General features: G+C 33.3%; 13 protein-coding genes. 12 read left to right on the forward strand and 1 reads right to left on the reverse strand.

Annotation, left to right across the window (positions count from 1 at the left end; genetic code table 11):
* Positions 1–10 precede the first annotated feature (10 nt).
* From ACSVH9_RS13290 to ACSVH9_RS13325, 8 genes are all read left to right on the forward strand, one after another.
* Positions 11–3034 (forward strand): SusC/RagA family TonB-linked outer membrane protein, encoded by a 3024-nt coding sequence (locus ACSVH9_RS13290; protein ID WP_438064138.1) that lies wholly within the window; start codon positions 11–13, stop codon positions 3032–3034.
* A gap of 8 nt (positions 3035–3042) precedes the next feature.
* The gene (locus ACSVH9_RS13295; RefSeq protein ID WP_438064139.1) at positions 3043–4476 is read left to right on the forward strand and encodes a RagB/SusD family nutrient uptake outer membrane protein; all 1434 of its coding nucleotides are present in this window, start codon (positions 3043–3045) and stop codon (positions 4474–4476) included.
* A gap of 73 nt (positions 4477–4549) precedes the next feature.
* Positions 4550–6406 (forward strand): S8 family serine peptidase, encoded by a 1857-nt coding sequence (locus ACSVH9_RS13300; protein WP_438064140.1) that lies wholly within the window; start codon positions 4550–4552, stop codon positions 6404–6406.
* A 229-nt stretch (positions 6407–6635) separates the two neighbouring features.
* On the forward strand, positions 6636–8513 hold the full coding sequence (locus ACSVH9_RS13305; RefSeq protein WP_438064141.1) for a putative porin: 1878 nt from the start codon (positions 6636–6638) through the stop codon (positions 8511–8513).
* An 11-nt stretch (positions 8514–8524) separates the two neighbouring features.
* On the forward strand, positions 8525–9886 hold the full coding sequence (locus tag ACSVH9_RS13310) for a pyridoxal-phosphate dependent enzyme (protein WP_438064142.1): 1362 nt from the start codon (positions 8525–8527) through the stop codon (positions 9884–9886).
* 1 nt (position 9887) lies between these two features.
* Positions 9888–10373, forward strand: coding sequence for a 3'-5' exonuclease (locus ACSVH9_RS13315; RefSeq protein ID WP_438064143.1), 486 nt, complete (start codon positions 9888–9890; stop codon positions 10371–10373).
* A gap of 61 nt (positions 10374–10434) precedes the next feature.
* A complete protein-coding gene (locus tag ACSVH9_RS13320) occupies positions 10435–11703 on the forward strand; it encodes a DUF2851 family protein (protein ID WP_438064144.1) in 1269 nt (422 codons plus the stop codon).
* Between the two features lie 218 nt (positions 11704–11921).
* The gene (locus ACSVH9_RS13325) at positions 11922–12149 is read left to right on the forward strand and encodes a hypothetical protein (RefSeq protein ID WP_064716527.1); all 228 of its coding nucleotides are present in this window, start codon (positions 11922–11924) and stop codon (positions 12147–12149) included.
* A 54-nt stretch (positions 12150–12203) separates the two neighbouring features.
* Here ACSVH9_RS13325 and ACSVH9_RS13330 read toward each other — a convergent pair whose 3' ends face one another.
* Positions 12204–13673 (reverse strand): APC family permease, encoded by a 1470-nt coding sequence (locus ACSVH9_RS13330; protein ID WP_438064145.1) that lies wholly within the window; start codon positions 13671–13673, stop codon positions 12204–12206.
* Positions 13674–13898: 225 nt separating this feature from the next.
* On the opposite strand from ACSVH9_RS13330, the gene ACSVH9_RS13335 reads away from it, so the two are divergent.
* The 4 genes from ACSVH9_RS13335 to ACSVH9_RS13350 all read left to right on the forward strand — a co-directional run bounded on the left by ACSVH9_RS13335 (position 13899) and on the right by ACSVH9_RS13350 (position 17204).
* Positions 13899–14774 (forward strand): ComEA family DNA-binding protein, encoded by an 876-nt coding sequence (locus ACSVH9_RS13335; RefSeq protein WP_438064166.1) that lies wholly within the window; start codon positions 13899–13901, stop codon positions 14772–14774.
* Between the two features lie 23 nt (positions 14775–14797).
* Positions 14798–15967 (forward strand): acyl-CoA dehydrogenase family protein, encoded by a 1170-nt coding sequence (locus ACSVH9_RS13340; protein WP_438064146.1) that lies wholly within the window; start codon positions 14798–14800, stop codon positions 15965–15967.
* Between the two features lie 73 nt (positions 15968–16040).
* Positions 16041–16238, forward strand: a complete 198-nt coding sequence (rpsU, locus tag ACSVH9_RS13345) for a 30S ribosomal protein S21 (RefSeq protein WP_064716531.1) — start codon at positions 16041–16043, stop codon at positions 16236–16238.
* A gap of 69 nt (positions 16239–16307) precedes the next feature.
* Positions 16308–17204: a tyrosine-type recombinase/integrase gene (locus ACSVH9_RS13350; protein ID WP_438064147.1), complete on the forward strand. Its 897-nt coding sequence runs from the start codon at positions 16308–16310 to the stop codon at positions 17202–17204.
* Positions 17205–17206 lie beyond the last annotated feature (2 nt).

Genomic DNA, 17206 nt, shown 5'->3' on the forward strand with positions numbered 1-17206 from the left:
CAATAATAATATGAGATCAAAATTCAAATGGATTTTTTCTTTGCTATTGGCGCTGTCAATGCAATTTGTCTTCGCACAAGAGAAGACAGTTTCTGGTACTGTTACTGATGAAACTGGTGCTTTGCCAGGAGTAAATGTAGTAGTAAGTGGTACTAAAAATGGTACACAAACTGGTTTTGATGGGAAATACTCCATTAAAGCAAAACAAGGCGATGTTCTTGTGTTTTCATTTTTAGGAATGGACACGATGAGAATGACTGTAGGGGCTTCCAATTCAGTAGATGTAAAAATGAAAATGGGTGTTGCCTTAAATGAAGTGGTAGTTCAAAATTTAGGTTATTTCAAAAAAGACGCTAAAAAGATGTCCTCTTCTGTTTCTACAGTTTCAGCAGAAGAAATTACTCGACAATCACCTGCAATTACAATTGTTAATGCATTGCAAGGTCAGGCTGCGGGTGTTCAGGTAACCAATAATAATGGTAAACCAGGTGCTGGTGCATTTGTTTCTGTTCGTGGTGCAGTAAGTATTACTGGTGGTAGTGCTTCAGCTATTTACGTTGTTGACGGGGCATTTGTTAGTGGTACTGAAGCTTCTGCATTAAATAGTTCAGATATAGAATCTGTGAATATCCTAAAGGATGGTGCATCTGCAGCAATTTATGGAGTTCGTGGAGCAAATGGGGTTGTTGTTATAACAACAAAAAAAGGAAAGAATGCTAAAGCGAAATTCACATTTGATAATTCTATTGGTTTTACTCAAAAGATTAAAGATACATGGAGAATGATGAATGCTGAGGAAAAAATTCGTTATGAAAGCGAAATTGGCGCAGGACCAAGTTTTGGTAAGACTCAAGCTGAAATTGATTTGTTGAAGTCATACAATCAAGATTGGCAAGATACTTTATTAAAGGATGGATTTGTTCAAAATAATGTGTTTTCATACTCAGGTGGTGATGAAAAGTATACCAATTATATGTCTTTAGGATATACTGAAAATACTGGTATTATTGATAATTTGAAAGGGTTTAATAGAATTACTGGAAGATACAATAGTGAATACAAAGCTTCTGATAAAGTAAAATTTGGTTTTAATGTTGGTGGTTCTTATGAAAAATTCAACGAGCCTAGAGATAGAAACAATGCTCAGAACCCTTTTAGAGCTATGTATGATTATAATCCATATGAGCCGTTGTACCAAAGAGATGCTACTGGTCAAGTTATTCTAGATTCTTTTGGTAAGCCAATTTTTAATACACCAGCAGCTGGTTTCCCAATTGCTGAAGCTATTTTAAATAATACTGAACAACAGCGTTTCTTTAGAGTTTATGGCCGTCCATTTGTAGAAATTGGTTTGATTAAAAACCTTACTTTAAATTCTCAAATGAGTATTAACTATGAAAGATACCAAAGAGAGTCATTTACAAAGCCTAATTCATTTTTGGATTTAATTGTAGGTGATCCAGCTGCTAGAGGTCAAAAAACGGATAACGGTCATGATGATCTTCAATACCAATGGACAAATAGTTTAAACTATAAGTTTAAAATTGCTGAAGATCATAATTTTGATGCAACTGTGTTGTATGAATACTTTAAGCAGAACTTTAGATCTTACACGCTTACTAGAAAAGGTTATTTGAATGGTAATTTACCTACTGCTGGTACAGCTGTTGTTGGTCTTCCTGCAACGGGTAGAACTGAGAATGCTACATTAAGTATGTTTGGTAATTTAGATTATGATTACAAAGGAAAGTATTTAGTTTCTTTATATGGTAGACGTGATGGTTCATCACTTTTAGGTTCCAATAACAAATATGAGTTTGCTAAAGGTGCTTCTATAGGATGGGTTGCTACTAATGAAGAGTTTCTTTCGGATATTAGTTGGTTAAATAACCTTAAATTGAGAGCTTCTTATGGTGAGCTAAATTCAACAAATGGTGTTGGTAGCTATTCAGCACAATCATTATTTACTACTACGCCCTATGGAGGAAATATAGGGACAATCATTACTGGTTCTACTATTGGTAATGATAATCTTAGGTTTGAGAAAGCTATTAAAACCGAAGTTGGTATTGAAAGTGCTTTATTTAAAAATTGGGTATTGTTATCAGCATCATATTTTAATGATAAAAGAGAAGACTTTATTTATCAAGACCAAACTACTGATGGTTCATCATTTGCAACTTTTATAAATGCTGGTGATTGGACAGCCAAAGGAGCTGAGATTGAATTAAAGGCATATGTTATTAAAAATGAGAATACAAGTTTACAATTTTATGTAAATGCCGCTACTTTTGATAGAGAAATCAATACATTGAATAGACCTCAAGATCCAAACAATCAGTTGATTCGTGGTTTAACTGTAAACAAAGTAGGATACCAACCGGATGAGTTTTTCTTAGTGCCTTATGCTGGGGTAGATCCAGCTACAGGTCTTGCTACATATAGAAAATTAGATGGCACAATAACAAGTACATATACTGAAAATGATAGAGTTTTAACAGGTAAAACTCCATACGCTAAGTATGAAGGTGGATTTGGTTTCCAATTCTCTCACAAAGGTTTTGACGTATCAACAGATTTTGTTTTTAAAGATGGTAATTATACTTATAATTACATGTGGCAAAATATGGTTGCTGATGGTGCTGCGCCTGCAAGAAATCAAGCAGTTGATGCTTTTGATTATTGGACTCCAACTAATACAGATGCAAAATATCCAGCACCTTTTCAGAAATCTGGTGTGAATTCAAACCAGACATCTACCCGTTTCTTAGAAAATGCAAGTTATATAAGACTTAGAAATCTTAATGTTGGATATACTTTCTCAAGAAAAAATTTCCCTGGATTCCCAGTTGAGAGCATTAGATTTTACACACAAATGCAGAATCTTTTAACTTGGACTAAATTTAATGGTGATCCAGAAGTTGGTATTGGAAGTGGGGAATCTCAAACGACTTTGTTAGTACCTGGTCAGTTTGCTTTGTATTCTTATCCAAATGTTAAACAGTTCCTTTTTGGTGCAACAATTAATTTATAATAAAACTTATGAAGAAGTATATATATATATTAGCAATGTCTGTAGCATTTTTTTCTTGCTCAGAAGACGATATTACTTTTAGACCCTATAATTCTGTTAGTGAGTCAATTGTCTTAACAAATCTTACTGATTTAGAAAATATGGTTGTAGGCGCCTATTCTTATATGATTAAGAATGGTGGTGCAGGTGGTTATGGTCAAGAATTTATTATTGACACTGAGGTTATGACTGATAATCTTATTTTAAAAGAGCAAGGCAGACAGTCAAATGCCAATGGATTCAGATTGATTTCTGTGCCTAGTAGTACTCACTTTGATTATTTTAATAGTGCTAATAGAGCATCATTGTTAGCTTCAAGAGTAATTAATGAAATTGATGTTGCTCCTCCTTCTGCACAAAGAGACAATGTAGAAGGGCAAGCTCGTTTTATACGTGCATTAAATCAATTTGATTTAGTTAGAATTTATTCAAAGATCCCTACGCAATCGACAGATGCAAATGCTTCATTAGGTATGCCTTATTTGGATAAATATGATCCATTTTCTAAGCCAACTCGTTTGACAGTTGCTGAATCTTATCAAAAGATTGTTGAAGATTTATTGATTGCTAGTAATAAAATTGGAACAACAAATACTTTAGCATCTGGAAAAGCTTCACGTGCTGCTGTTTATGCTTTGTTGTCAAGAGTTTATTTGTATATGGGTGATTATGCAAAAGTAATTCAATATGGTAATTTAGCTGTATCTGGAGCTACTGTTTGTCCTAGATCAAGTTTTGTTGGATTGTGGGATGATGTTAATTCAGCAGGTGTTTTATTCAAACTTAGAATCGAACAAGTTGATGGTTCAACTCCTGGAGTAGCATTTTCACAAACTACAACTGCCGGAATTCGTTCAGAATATGTAGCACAAAAAAATGTTTTTGATTTATTCCAAACTACAGATATTAGAAAATCTGCTTATTTTGTTACTAGCGCTTATTCAGGGCAAACTTACAATCATATTATAAAATACAATGGTAGATTAACGGGTAACCCTAATATCGTTGATATTAAAGTTTTACGTGTTGAAGAAGTTTATTTAAATATGGCTGAAGCGCAATATCGTTTAAACGGAGGTGGTTTAACAGAATTGAATGCAGTTAGGGCGCAAAGGTATTCTGGTTTCGTTTCTCCAAATGAAACAGGTCAGGCATTGTTAAACGCAATATTGCTTGAAAGAAGACTTGAGTTAGCTTTTGAAATGGATCGTTTCTTTACGCTTAAAAGACTTGGGTTAGAAATGTCAAGAAATGCAACTGAAGGTGATTATGCTAATGGTGGTGGAACCAAAGTAGAAGCTAGTGCATTAACAATTCCTGCAGGTAGTTTTAAATGGCAATTGCCTATTCCTCAGTCAGAGATTGATTTGAATTCTAATCTTAAACAAAATCCTGGTTACTAATCAGAATTTATTACTAACTAATTTAACCTTCCATTTTCAAATTGATTTTGGAAGGTTTTTTTTATAATTGACTATGAAAAAAAAATATTTTTATGTTATAGTATTAGTTTTTAATTTTAGTTTTTCTCAAAGTATATTTGATAGGGAAAAGGTAAAGTCTTTTTCTAACAAAAATGAAGTTTTATTACTTCTCGCAAGATTTAAAGCTGATGTTTTTAAAGAAAACATACTTATTTCGGATTATAAAAAAAGGAATAGGGTCGTTGAATCAGAAAGTAAATCTTTACAACGGTTTTTAAATGGAACACCTATTTTTTATACTATTGATAATGCTGAGTCAGCAATTACTATTGGAGCTAATAGTCTTTATAATGGTGGAGACTTAGGGTTAAATCTTGATGGCTCAGGTATTACAGTGGGTGTTTGGGATGGGGGTAAAGTACGTAATACACATCAAGAATTTGGTAATCGTATTTCATTAGGTGATGATGCTAGCTCATTATCATCACATGGTACTCATGTTACTGGAACTATTTTAAGTAATGGTTCTGATCCTGCTTCAAAAGGAATTGCATTTAAAAGTCAGGCTAAAACTTTTTTTTGGGATCAAGATTTATCAGAAATGACAAGTTTTGGTTCTGAAGGGTTTTTAGTTTCTAACCATTCTTACGGTTATACAATTACTAATTTACAAAAGTGGAGATTTGGTTATTATGATCAAACTGCAGCTGATTTTGATAAAATAGCCGAGGTTTTTCCTTATTACCAAATAGTCAAAGCGGCTGGAAATGATAGAAATTTAGTTCATCAACAGATTATTGATAAAGGTGGTTATGATTTATTGACAGGTAGCACTTTGTCTAAGAATGTTTTAGTTGTTGCAGCGGTAAATAGTGTTCCAAGTTATTCAGGTCCTTCAAGTGTACAAATCAGCTCGTTTAGTAACTGGGGACCAACCGATGATGGAAGAATCAAACCTGATATTTCAGCAAAAGGGCTTAATGTTTATTCGACTACTTCTGCCGGAGATTCATCTTATGGTTTTTTAAATGGTACTTCAATGGCTGCTCCTGCAATTGCAGGGCTTGTTTCTTTGTTGCAACAACATTATAAAAATGTTCTAGGAACTTTTATGAAGTCTTCTACGGTAAGAGGCTTAATTTGTCATACTGCAAAAGAGACAGGAGCGTCAATAGGGCCTGACTATGAATATGGATGGGGTTTAGCTGATGCTAAGGCTTCTGTCAAACTTATTTCAAATAGTAAATCAACTACCCATATATCTGAAAACTTATTAATTGATGGTGCTGTTTTCTCCAGAACATTTACAATAGACAGAAATCAAGATGTTGGTATTACAATAGCTTGGACAGATCCTTCTGCTACTCCCTTGCCTTCAGGAGTTGAAGATAATAGAGCGTCAGTCTTGGTCAATAATCTTGACTTAAAAGTTATTAAAGACGGACAAATATTTTATCCATGGAAGCTTGATCCTAATGTAATTACAAATCCGGCTACACGTGTTTCAGATAATGATGTAGATAATATTGAGAAAGTTTTTATTTCAAATGCTGAACCAGGAACCTATACAATAGAAGTTAAGCACAAAGGTGTTTTGAAAGATGGTAGTCAAGAATTTTCATTAATTGCTGATGCAGCCAATGGTTTGACATTATCAAGCAAAGATTTTTCTATTGAAAAATCTACTCAGATTTATCCAAATCCTGCACAAGATTTTGTTTCGTTTTCTTTGCCTTCAGAATTTAATCTTAAATCTATTAAAGTTTATGATGTTTTAGGTAAGGAGGTTTTGTCTACTAATGAATTTAGCAATAATCAATTGAGAATTGGTAGTCTTAACAAAGGGGTTTATTTAATAACTTTTGTTGGTGATGCTACTACTGTAACTTCAAAGTTTATTAAAGAGTAACCTTAATTTAGAATATATCGAAAAGGATTAAGAACCTAATGGTTTTTAATCCTTTTTTTATGTTTTAAATCTTTATGATTTTGTTTGTGCAAAAAGTGATTATATCATTTATCTTTGCTGACTAAATTTGATTTCAAATTTCTAACATTTTATATTTTCGATGCGTATATATTTTTATATCCTTTTTTTGTTTGTTTCCTATATGGCTTTCCCCCAAGCCCCAAAAAGAATGAACTCTCAAAACGGCAGTTCTAAACCGGTGGATACAACCAAAACAAAAGTAGCCCCAATCGATTTGTATCGTGTCATTACTCTGGATAGAGACACCACTTATATTGATACCTCTTTGACAATCAGAAAAGAGTATTCGCATAATTATTTAAGAAAAGATAATTTCGGTCTTTTGGCTTTTCCGAATGAGGGGCAAACCTATAATACGCTTAACTATGGTTTAGTCAAAAATGATATTTTTCCAGAAATGGGGTTCAAAGCCAAGCATTTCAATTTTATGGAGGCTAATCAAATTAGGTATGCCTCTGTAGCTACTCCTGTAACAGAACTCTATTTTAAGACGACTATCCAACAAGGACAATCTTTAGATTCCTATTTCGCCGTTAATGTGAATGAAAATCTTAACTTTTCTATTGCTTATCGTGGGTTACGATCTTTAGGAAGATACATCAACCAATTGTCTAGTTCGGGAAATTTTAGGTTTACTACCAGTTATCATACTAAGGATTTCAGATATATTGCCAACGGTCATTTTACCTATCAAGATATTCTAAATGGCGAAAATGGAGGCATTACAACGGTTTCTGATTTTGAAGGTGAGGATCCAAACTATGATAATCGAGCACGTTTGGAGGTTTTCTTAACCGATGCAAAATCTTTTCTTAAAGGAAGGCGTTTGTTTTTGGATCACGAATTTAGAATCAACAAGAAAAAGGGAGCGAATAACTTATTACTGAACCATCAATTCAATTATGAGAATAAATTCTTCGAATACAATCAAGCCACTGTAGCATCAACAGTAGGAAACACTTCTGTTATGAGATTTGGCGATTCTTATTCTTCGAGCGATATCAACGACCAAACGCATTTCAATAAAATGTATAATCGAGTTGGAGCTGTATATGAAAATACAACACTAGGTAGGTTTAATTTTTTCATTGATGATTTTAGAAGCAACTATTATTACAACCAAATTTTAATTTTAGCTTCAGGAGTAATCCCGAGTGTAATAAGTGAAAAGATTAATAGTTTTGGTGCTCAATACAATTATTCAAAAGGAAAATGGAACGGTAAATTTTTGTATTCCCGATCAATAACTAATCAATCATTGTCTAATCTTGAAGCTAAAATGGTTTTTGACTTAGACGAGGATAATCAGTTTTCTTTTGAATACCAAAACAAAAATAAATTAGCTAATAATAACTATAACTTGTACCAATCAAGTTTCGTTAGCTACAATTGGTCGAACAATTTTAAGAATGAAAAAACAAATAGCATTTTAGCTAATGCTACGACTCAATGGGTTAATTTTTCTGCTCAATATACCGTTTTGAAAGATTTTTTATTTTTTGAAGATATAACGACTGCTGCTCAAAAGTTAGATAGACAACAGATTGTTGCGCCTAATCAGTATGATAAAACCATCAATTATTTATCAGTAAAAGCAAGTCGTGAATTCAATTTTGGAAAATTTGGATTTGATAATACCTTTTTATATCAAAAAGTAACTCAATCTGACGCAATTTTGAACGTACCCGATTTTACGATGAGAAGTGCCTTTTATTTCTCAGATGCTTATTTCAAAAATAAAGCATTGTATTTGCAAACGGGTATTGTTCTGAACTATTTTACATCGTATTATGCTAATGACTACAATCCAGTTGTTGGAGAATTTTTTGTGCAAAACGACAAGAAAATTGGAAATTTTCCGTTATTCGACTTTTTTGTAAATGCTAAAATTCAAAGAACACGTATCTATTTAAAAGCGGAGCATTTTAATTCTCTTTTTTCTTCAAATAATTACTTTTCAGCTCCCAATACACCTTATAGAGATTTTACGGTTCGTTTTGGTTTGGTTTGGAATTTCTTTAATTAATTTTTTCACAAATGAATTTTTCACAAAATATATTAGGCACTATTGGTAATACTCCATTAGTAAAATTGAACAAGATTGTTAATGGAGTAGATGCTTTGGTTTTAGCCAAAGTAGAAACTTTCAATCCCGGAAATTCTGTTAAAGACAGAATGGCTATAAAAATGATTGAAGATGCCGAAGCCGATGGTCGTTTACAACCAGGAGGAACAATCATTGAAGGTACATCTGGAAATACAGGTATGGGATTAGCCTTGGTGGCAATCGTAAAAGGGTATAAGTTGATCTGTGTAATCTCCGATAAACAATCCAAAGAAAAGATGGATATTCTTCGTGCAGTTGGTGCCAAAGTGGTCGTGTGTCCAACAGATGTAGAGCCAACAGATCCACGTTCTTATTATTCCGTTTCCAAACGTTTAGCTGAAGAAACACCAAATTCTTGGTATGTGAATCAATATGATAACCCATCGAATGCTATAGCGCATTATGAGCAAACAGGTCCTGAAATTTGGGAACAAACCGAAGGGAAAATTACGCATTTTGTGGTTGGAGTTGGAACAGGAGGAACTATTTCTGGCGTTGCCAAATATTTGAAAGAGAAAAATCCAAATGTAAAAATATGGGGTATTGATACCTATGGTTCCGTTTTTAAAAAATACCACGAAACGGGTATTTTTGATGAAAACGAAATCTACTCTTATATCACAGAAGGAATCGGAGAAGACATTTTGCCTAAAAATGTTGACTTTTCTCTAATTGATGGTTTTACAAAAGTAACAGACAAAGATGCTGCAGTTTATACAAGAAAAATTGCACTTGAAGAAGGAATTTTTGTTGGGAATTCTGCTGGGGCAGCCATTAAAGGATTGTTGCAACTCAAAGAACACTTTAAACCAGAAGATGTTGTTGTAGTGTTGTTTCATGATTCAGGAAGTAGGTATGTTGGCAAAATGTTCAACGATGATTGGATGCGCGAAAGAGGATTCTTGGAAGATGAAATTACAAAAGCGGAGGATGTAATTAAAGATCATATAGATAAACCTTTAGTTATTGCAAGAACAGAAGAACTAGTGTCTCACGCAATTGAGCGCATGCGTAAATATAAAATCTCTCAAATTCCAGTGGTTGATGTTACTGGATTTGTTGGGTCTGTAGATGAGTCGTTATTGTTTCAAAGTTATATTACTGATAAAAATACTGCCGATCGTCCTTTGAGAGAAATTATGGGAGCACCATTTCCAATTGTACCAATGGGAACCCCTATTGAAGAAGTGTCAAAATTATTCACTCGTGAAAATGCAGCTGTTTTGATTGATCTTGGGAATGGAAATCATCATATTATTACCAAGTACGACATTATCGGATCAATAAAATAATATGAGCACCTTCACTGCAATAGATTTTGAAACGGCCACGGCCTATCATCCCTGCTCGGTTGGAATTGTTACGGTCGAGGAGGGAATCATTGTAGATGAGTTTGTTACTTTGATTCAACCGCCAAATAATTTTTATAATCCATTCAACATTCAAGTGCACGGGATTTATCCCAGAGATACCGCAAATGCTAAAACGTTCGTAGAGGTTTTTCCTGAGATCGAAAAGCGTCTTAAAAATAGAGTAGTTGTAGCTCATAACGAAAGTTTTGACCGAAATGTATTGTCCAAAACGATGGCTTTGCACGGTTTGAATTATGAAGATCTAAATATTGGTTCCCGATGGGAATGCACCGTGAAAATTTATAAAGCCAAAGGATTTAAACCTGCAAAATTGAGCGACTGTTGCAGAATAATGAACATTGCATTAGATCATCATGAGGCATTATCCGATGCTAGAGCTTGTGCTAAATTGTATCTATTGAAATAATTTTCTTTCATTTAATATTTTTTAATACATTAGTAGTCAATTCATTTGAATCGTCTGCTATATGAAAGAAGATTTTTTGCATTATGTTTGGCAATACCAAAAGTTAACATCACTTGAGTTACAAACTGTCAAAGGAGAAACTATTTCGATACTGCATCCTGGATATTATTTAGAAACTGCAGGTCCTGATTTTTTCAATGCTCAAATCATAATTGCTAATCAAAAATGGGCAGGCAATATCGAAATCCATGTCAAATCTTCCGATTGGTATTTGCATAATCATGAACGTGATACAGCTTACAATAATGTCATTTTGCATGTAGTTTGGGAACACGATTCCGATGTTTTTGCCCCCAATAATCTAGAAATTCCAGTAGTGGAGCTTCGAAATTATGTAAATAAAGAGCTTTTGCTTTCATATAAGAATTTAATAGCTCAAAAATCTTGGATTTATTGCGAAAACCAAATCCAAGAAGTCAATTCATTTGTGGTTTCCAATTGGCAAGAACGCTTATTTTTTGAACGTTTAGAACGAAAATCTCAGTATGTTTTTGATAATTTAGTTGTTACCCAAAATGATTGGGAAGCAGTTTTATTCCTCTTGTTAGCGAAGAATTTTGGTCTCAATACAAATGGGGTTTCTTTTTTTAAAATTGCGCAATCCATACCTTTTTCGGTGATTCGAAAAGAAGCCTCGGATTTGCAAAATCTAGAAGCGCTATTTTTCGGAATGGCAGGTTTGTTAGATTACGATAAAGAAGATACCTATTTTAAGGACTTACAATTTCGGTTCTATTACTTACTTCAAAAGTATGCTATTGAGAAGGTCAATATAGAGCCACTTCAATTTTTCAAGCACAGACCCGATAATTTTCCAACTATTCGGTTGTCTCAATTGGCGAGTTTGTACCATCAAGAGAAACATCTTTTTTCCAAAATCACAAACGAGTTTTCGTTGCCTTTATTGTATGAACGCTTTGCTGTAGCAACTTCAGAGTATTGGCAAACCCATTATCAATTCGATAAAATCAGCCCTAAAAAGAGTAAGAAACTCACCAAATCCTTTATTGATTTGTTGTTAATCAATACCATAATTCCAATTCAATTTGCGTATGCAAAAAATCAGGGAAAAGAAATAACAGAGGAATTAATGGCTTTGATGCAATCTCTAGATTCAGAAAAGAATGCAATTTTAGACAAGTTTAAATCAATTGGAATTTTCACCAAAAATGCTTTTGAAGCTCAAACATTACTTCAGTTAAAATCAGAATATTGTAATAAAAGTAGGTGTCTCGATTGTGCTATTGGTTCAGAATTACTTAAGCAATAGTCTTTTTTGGAGCATAAACAATCAGAATTCTTGGAATCATTGTTCCCGCTGTCCGTTATATCTTTGCCTTTTTAAAGGAAAAAGGCAAAGGATGCCACTCCCATCGGGGCTAGTAGTTGGCAATTGGTTTTTTTTGCAATCATTTTGTATCCTCTTCTAAATACTGAAGATAAAAATGTAATTTTGTCTCACTATTTCATTAATTCAATTGCAAAGTAATGTCAGCAATTATCAAACTTAAATTTTTCTTTGAAAAACACGGCTTTCATGTATCCTCACGTTTAGCCGATAAATTAGGAATGCGTGTTACAAATGTTCGTTTGTTCTTTATTTACTTGTCATTTGTTACAGCGGGTTTATGGTTTGCAGTGTATTTAACTTTAGCCTTTTGGATTCGTTTGAAAGATTTAGTCCGCGCTAAAAGATCTTCCGTATTTGATTTATAAAAAAGAAGCCGTTTCAAAACTGAAACGGCTTCTTTTTTTAATATTATAAATTGACTATTGTTCAGTCTCTTCGTTATTTAATTTTGATCTTGTTTTACTATATCCAAAATATACTATGATTCCAATTGCAAGCCATCCTAATGATAGTAATTGTGCATCTAAACTTAAGTTAATCATTAAATAAGTATTGATTAAAATACCGCAAATAGCAATCACAGGTAAAGCAGGTACTTTAAATGTTCTTGTTAAGTTAGGTTGTTTTACTCTCAAAATCCAAACCGCAATACAAACCATAGTAAAGGCGAATAAGGTACCAAAACTGGTCATATCTGCAAGTTTGTTAATAGGTGTGAAAGCAGCTACTGTTGCTATGATACCACCCAAAATCATTAAGTTGGTTCTTGGAGTTCCAGAAATTGGATTAACTCTTGAAAACACTTGAGGGATCAAACCGTCTTTAGACATTCCTAAGAAAATTCTAGATTGTCCCATAATCATTACCATTAATACAGATATCAAACCTACAGTTGCAGCAATTGTGATAATAAGACCTGCCCATCCTTGACCAGCAATATCAAAAGCATATGCAACAGGAGCTTTAATTGCATCTGGATATTTCCCTAGTGGATTAAAGTCTTGATAATTCATCATTCCAGTCAAAACTAACGAGACAAGAATGTAAAGGAATGTACAAATTAATAACGAAGCTATAATAGCAAAAGGTACATCTTTTTTAGGATTAATTGCTTCACCAGCTTGTGTTGAAACAGCGTCAAAACCAACGTATGCAAAAAAGATGGCGGCAGCACCAGAAACGATTCCTGTTAACCCATATGCATTGTGAGTGGTTTCTTTCTCTATGATTTGAGTAGCTTCAGGAATAAAAGGGTGCCAATTGTCAGTGTTTATAAAGAATGCTCCAGCAATAATCACAAACAAAACAGCAGACACTTTTAGAAGTACAATCATATTGTTAGCTGTTGCAGCACTTTTGGTTCCTTTTATTAAAATAGAAATTACAAATATTACGATTAAAAATGCTGGCAAGTTCATTGAAAAACCTTCTCCAGTGTAGCTAGCAGGATCTGTTGTTAGGTATTCAGGTAGTTCAATATGAAACATTTTTAATAATTTATTGAAATATCCAGACCAAGACACCGCGACCGTCATCGATCCCATAGCGTATTCTAGAATAAGTCCCCAGCCTATAATCCAAGCGAAAATTTCGCCAATTGTTCCATAAGCATATGCATATGCAGATCCTTCAACAGGTAAAATAGAAGCAAACTCTGAGTAACATAGAGCAGCAAAAACACAGGCAATACCTGCAATAATAAATGAAATTGCTAGAGCAGGGCCGGCATGATAATACGCTCCTGTTCCTGTAAGAACGAAAATACCACCACCAATAATGGCTCCAACGCCAATAGCGGTAAGGCTCCATTTTCCAAGAACCCTTTTCAAATTACTTTTTTTCATATCAGCTTCAAAAGCTGATATTGGTTTAACTCTCCAAATTGACATGGTTATTTGTTGTTTTAGTTATTAAGTTCCAAATGTATTGTTTTTTATAAAAAATAAAAAAGATTATCTCTTTTAAGCTTGTTTTTTTTAGTATTTCTACTCAAATTTTGATAATGCTTAGGATTATGAATTAGTTATGTTTGTCTGTTGTTTTGATTTATATGTATTTTTCTTGTTAAGATATTGAGTTTTTTTTATTTTTAGCTAAATATTAATTGCTTGAAGATGTTAAAAAGGTTTTTATTTTATTTGAAATTTACCAGAGGTCAACGAAATGGACTTTTGGTTTTGTTTGGAATTATAATCATTTTGCAATTTTTTTATTGGTTTGTAGACGGTAATGCTAGAAATGTTAATTCGTTAGATGCAAAAGATTGGCTCTCGCTTCAAACGAAAATAGATGAATTAAAAGCCAATACAGCCAAGAGCATTTCTATTTATCCGTTTAATCCAAATTTTATTTCTGATTATAAAGGATATAAATTAGGTATGTCGGTAGAAGAAATAGATCGACTACATGCTTTTAGAAAAACAAATCGTTATGTAAACTCAGCAACGGAATTTCAGAAGGTGACGGGTGTCTCTGATGCACTTTTGAATAAAATAAGTCCTTTTTTTAAATTTCCAGATTGGGTAGAGAATAAACAAAAAGGTGGTTTTAAAAAATATTCCAACTTTGGGTATAAGGAAAAGACTAAAGGTACTAAAATAGATATAAATCTTGCAGCAAAAGAAGATTTGATAAAAGTTTATGGTATTGGTGAGGTCATCGCTAATCGAATAATCACTCAAAGAAATAGTTTGAAAGGTTTTGTGGTAATGGAGCAGCTTAATGAGGTTTGGGGTTTGTCTCCAGAGGTTATTGAAAATATAAATAGTCAGTTTTGTGTATCAAAAGCACCAGAACTCGAATTAATCGATATTAATAATGCGTCTTTAAAAGAATTATCGCAGTTTATTTATTTCAAATATGCATTGGCTAAACAAATCTTAATTTATAGAAGCATGAATGGCGATTTTAAAAATATTGAGGATTTATCAAAAATTAAGGGTTTTCCTGTTGATAAAGCAAAAATAATTGCATTATATTTGAAGTTCTAAAAAAATAATAAAAAGTGCATTTTATGAATTCAGTATATTTTTCAGAAGAACATGATTTGTTTAGAAAGAGTTTGAAAGACTTTTTGCAGAAAGAAGTTGTTCCGCATATAGAGAAATGGGAAAAAACAGGAACTATTGAGCGTTTTATTTGGAAGAAATTCGGGGATATGGGCTTTTTGGGGATAACATATCCAGAGTCATATGGAGGATTAAATTTAGATCTGTTTTATATGGTGATTTTGTTAGAAGAACTTCAAAAAATTAAATCTTCTGGTTTTGCAGCCGCTATTTGGGCACACGTTTATTTGGCAATGACACATTTAAATGCCGAGGGCGATGAAAGAATAAAGAGAGATTATTTGGTTCCAAGTATTGCTGGTGAAAAAATAGGGGCTTTATGTATTTCTGAGCCTTTTGGTGGTAGTGATGTGGCGGGAATGAGAACAACTGCAATGAAAAAAGGTGATAAGTACATTATTAACGGCTCCAAAACTTTTATTACCAATGGAGTGTATGCAGATTATTATATAGTTGCTGCTAAAACAGAACCAACATCAGGCAATAAAGGGATTAGTATTTTTTTAATGGATGCTTCGTCTAAGGGAGTTTCGGCAACCAAATTAGATAAGCTGGGTTGGAGGGCATCAGATACGGCAGAAATTGCATTTGATAATGTAGAGGTGCCAGTAGAAAACCTGATGGGGGAAGAAAACAAAGGTTTTGCTTATATTATGCAACATTTTGCTTTAGAACGTTTGATTATGGCGATTAATGCTCACGCGAGAGCAGAATACGCGATTGATTATACGATTGATTATATGTCAAATCGTGAAGCATTTGGAACAACAATTAATAAGTTTCAAGCCTTACGTCATACTCTTGTTGAGCATGCAACTGAAGTAGCACATTGTAAAGTCTTCAATTATGCTGCTGTTGCGCGTTTGGACAAAGGTGAATATGTAGTCAAAGAAGCGACAATGGCTAAATTAAAATCAACAAAAGTAGCTGATGAAACTATTTATAGCTGTCTTCAAATGCTAGGAGGGTATGGTTATATGGAGGAATATCCACTTGCAAGATTGTTTAGAGATAGTCGTTTAGGGCCAATAGGGGGAGGTACCTCTGAAATATTGAAAGAAATATTGTCAAAAATGATTATTGATAAACAAAATTATCAACCTGCTGTAAAATAAATATCTAATTATAATTGCTAATTAATAAAACTTTACTACTTTTGCGCACTTAACGAAAGGGGGTGATAAAATTATGTTAATTATACCAATTAAAGACGGAGAAAATATTGATAGAGCATTAAAGCGCTACAAAAGAAAATTTGATAAAACTGGAACTGTTCGTCAATTAAGAGCGCGTACTGCTTTTATTAAGCCATCAGTTATCAATAGAATGAAGTTCCAAAAAGCAGCTTACATTCAAAATATGAAAGATAGTTTAGAGAATATCTAAATTTCTGTTTTCAAAATTTATTACCGTTAGTGATTAAAGTTTTATAACTTTGATCCTAACGGTTTTTTTATGACTTCTATTAAAATAGCTTTTAGAGATTATCTTGTTCTAGAGAAGAATTATTCGTTGCATACGCAAAAAGCGTACTGTGATGATGTGGATGCTTTTGAGATTTTTTTACAGGAGGCTTCTTTTGAGGTTGTCTTGGAAAAAGTAGCGTATTCCCATATTAGGAGTTGGGTGGTTTTTTTGGTGGACTCGGGATTGAATACTGTTTCGGTGAATAGGAAAATTGCTTCTTTAAAAGCGTTTTATAAATTTTTATTAAAGACAAAGCAGATTTCTGTCAGTCCTTTGCTTAAGCATCGAGCTTTAAAGGTTTCTAAAAATATACAAATTCCTTTTTCTGAAAAAGAAATGAATAGTCTTGATGTGCTTTTTCACGATGATGCTGATTTTGATTCTTTAAGGAATATGTTGATGATTGAAATGTTTTATGCTACAGGAATGCGTAGGGCCGAAATGATTAATTTAAGGTGTGGAGATGTTAATGTTGGTGGGGCAACAATAAAAGTTCTTGGTAAGAGAAATAAAGAAAGGATTGTTCCGATGTTGTCAATGTTAGTTGGGCGTATTGAGTTGTATTTAAAGGAGCGGTCAAATTTAGAAGAGCTTGTTGATTTTGAATATTTTTTTGTTACTTCAAAAGGGTTAAAATTAAGTCAATCTTTTGTCTACAGAACAATTAATTCGTACTTTAGTAATGTCTCCGAGAAGGTAAAAAAGAGTCCACATGTTTTAAGGCATACTTTTGCGACTCATATGTTAAATAACGGGGCAGATTTGAATTCAATAAAGGAGTTGTTAGGGCATTCAAGTTTGGCGTCTACACAAGTGTATACTAATAGTAGTTTATCTGAATTAAAAAAAGTGTATAAAGATGCGCATCCGAGAAGTCTGAAGTGATT

Source organism: Flavobacterium sp. RSSB_23 (assembly GCF_051547145.1).
Classification (GTDB): domain Bacteria; phylum Bacteroidota; class Bacteroidia; order Flavobacteriales; family Flavobacteriaceae; genus Flavobacterium.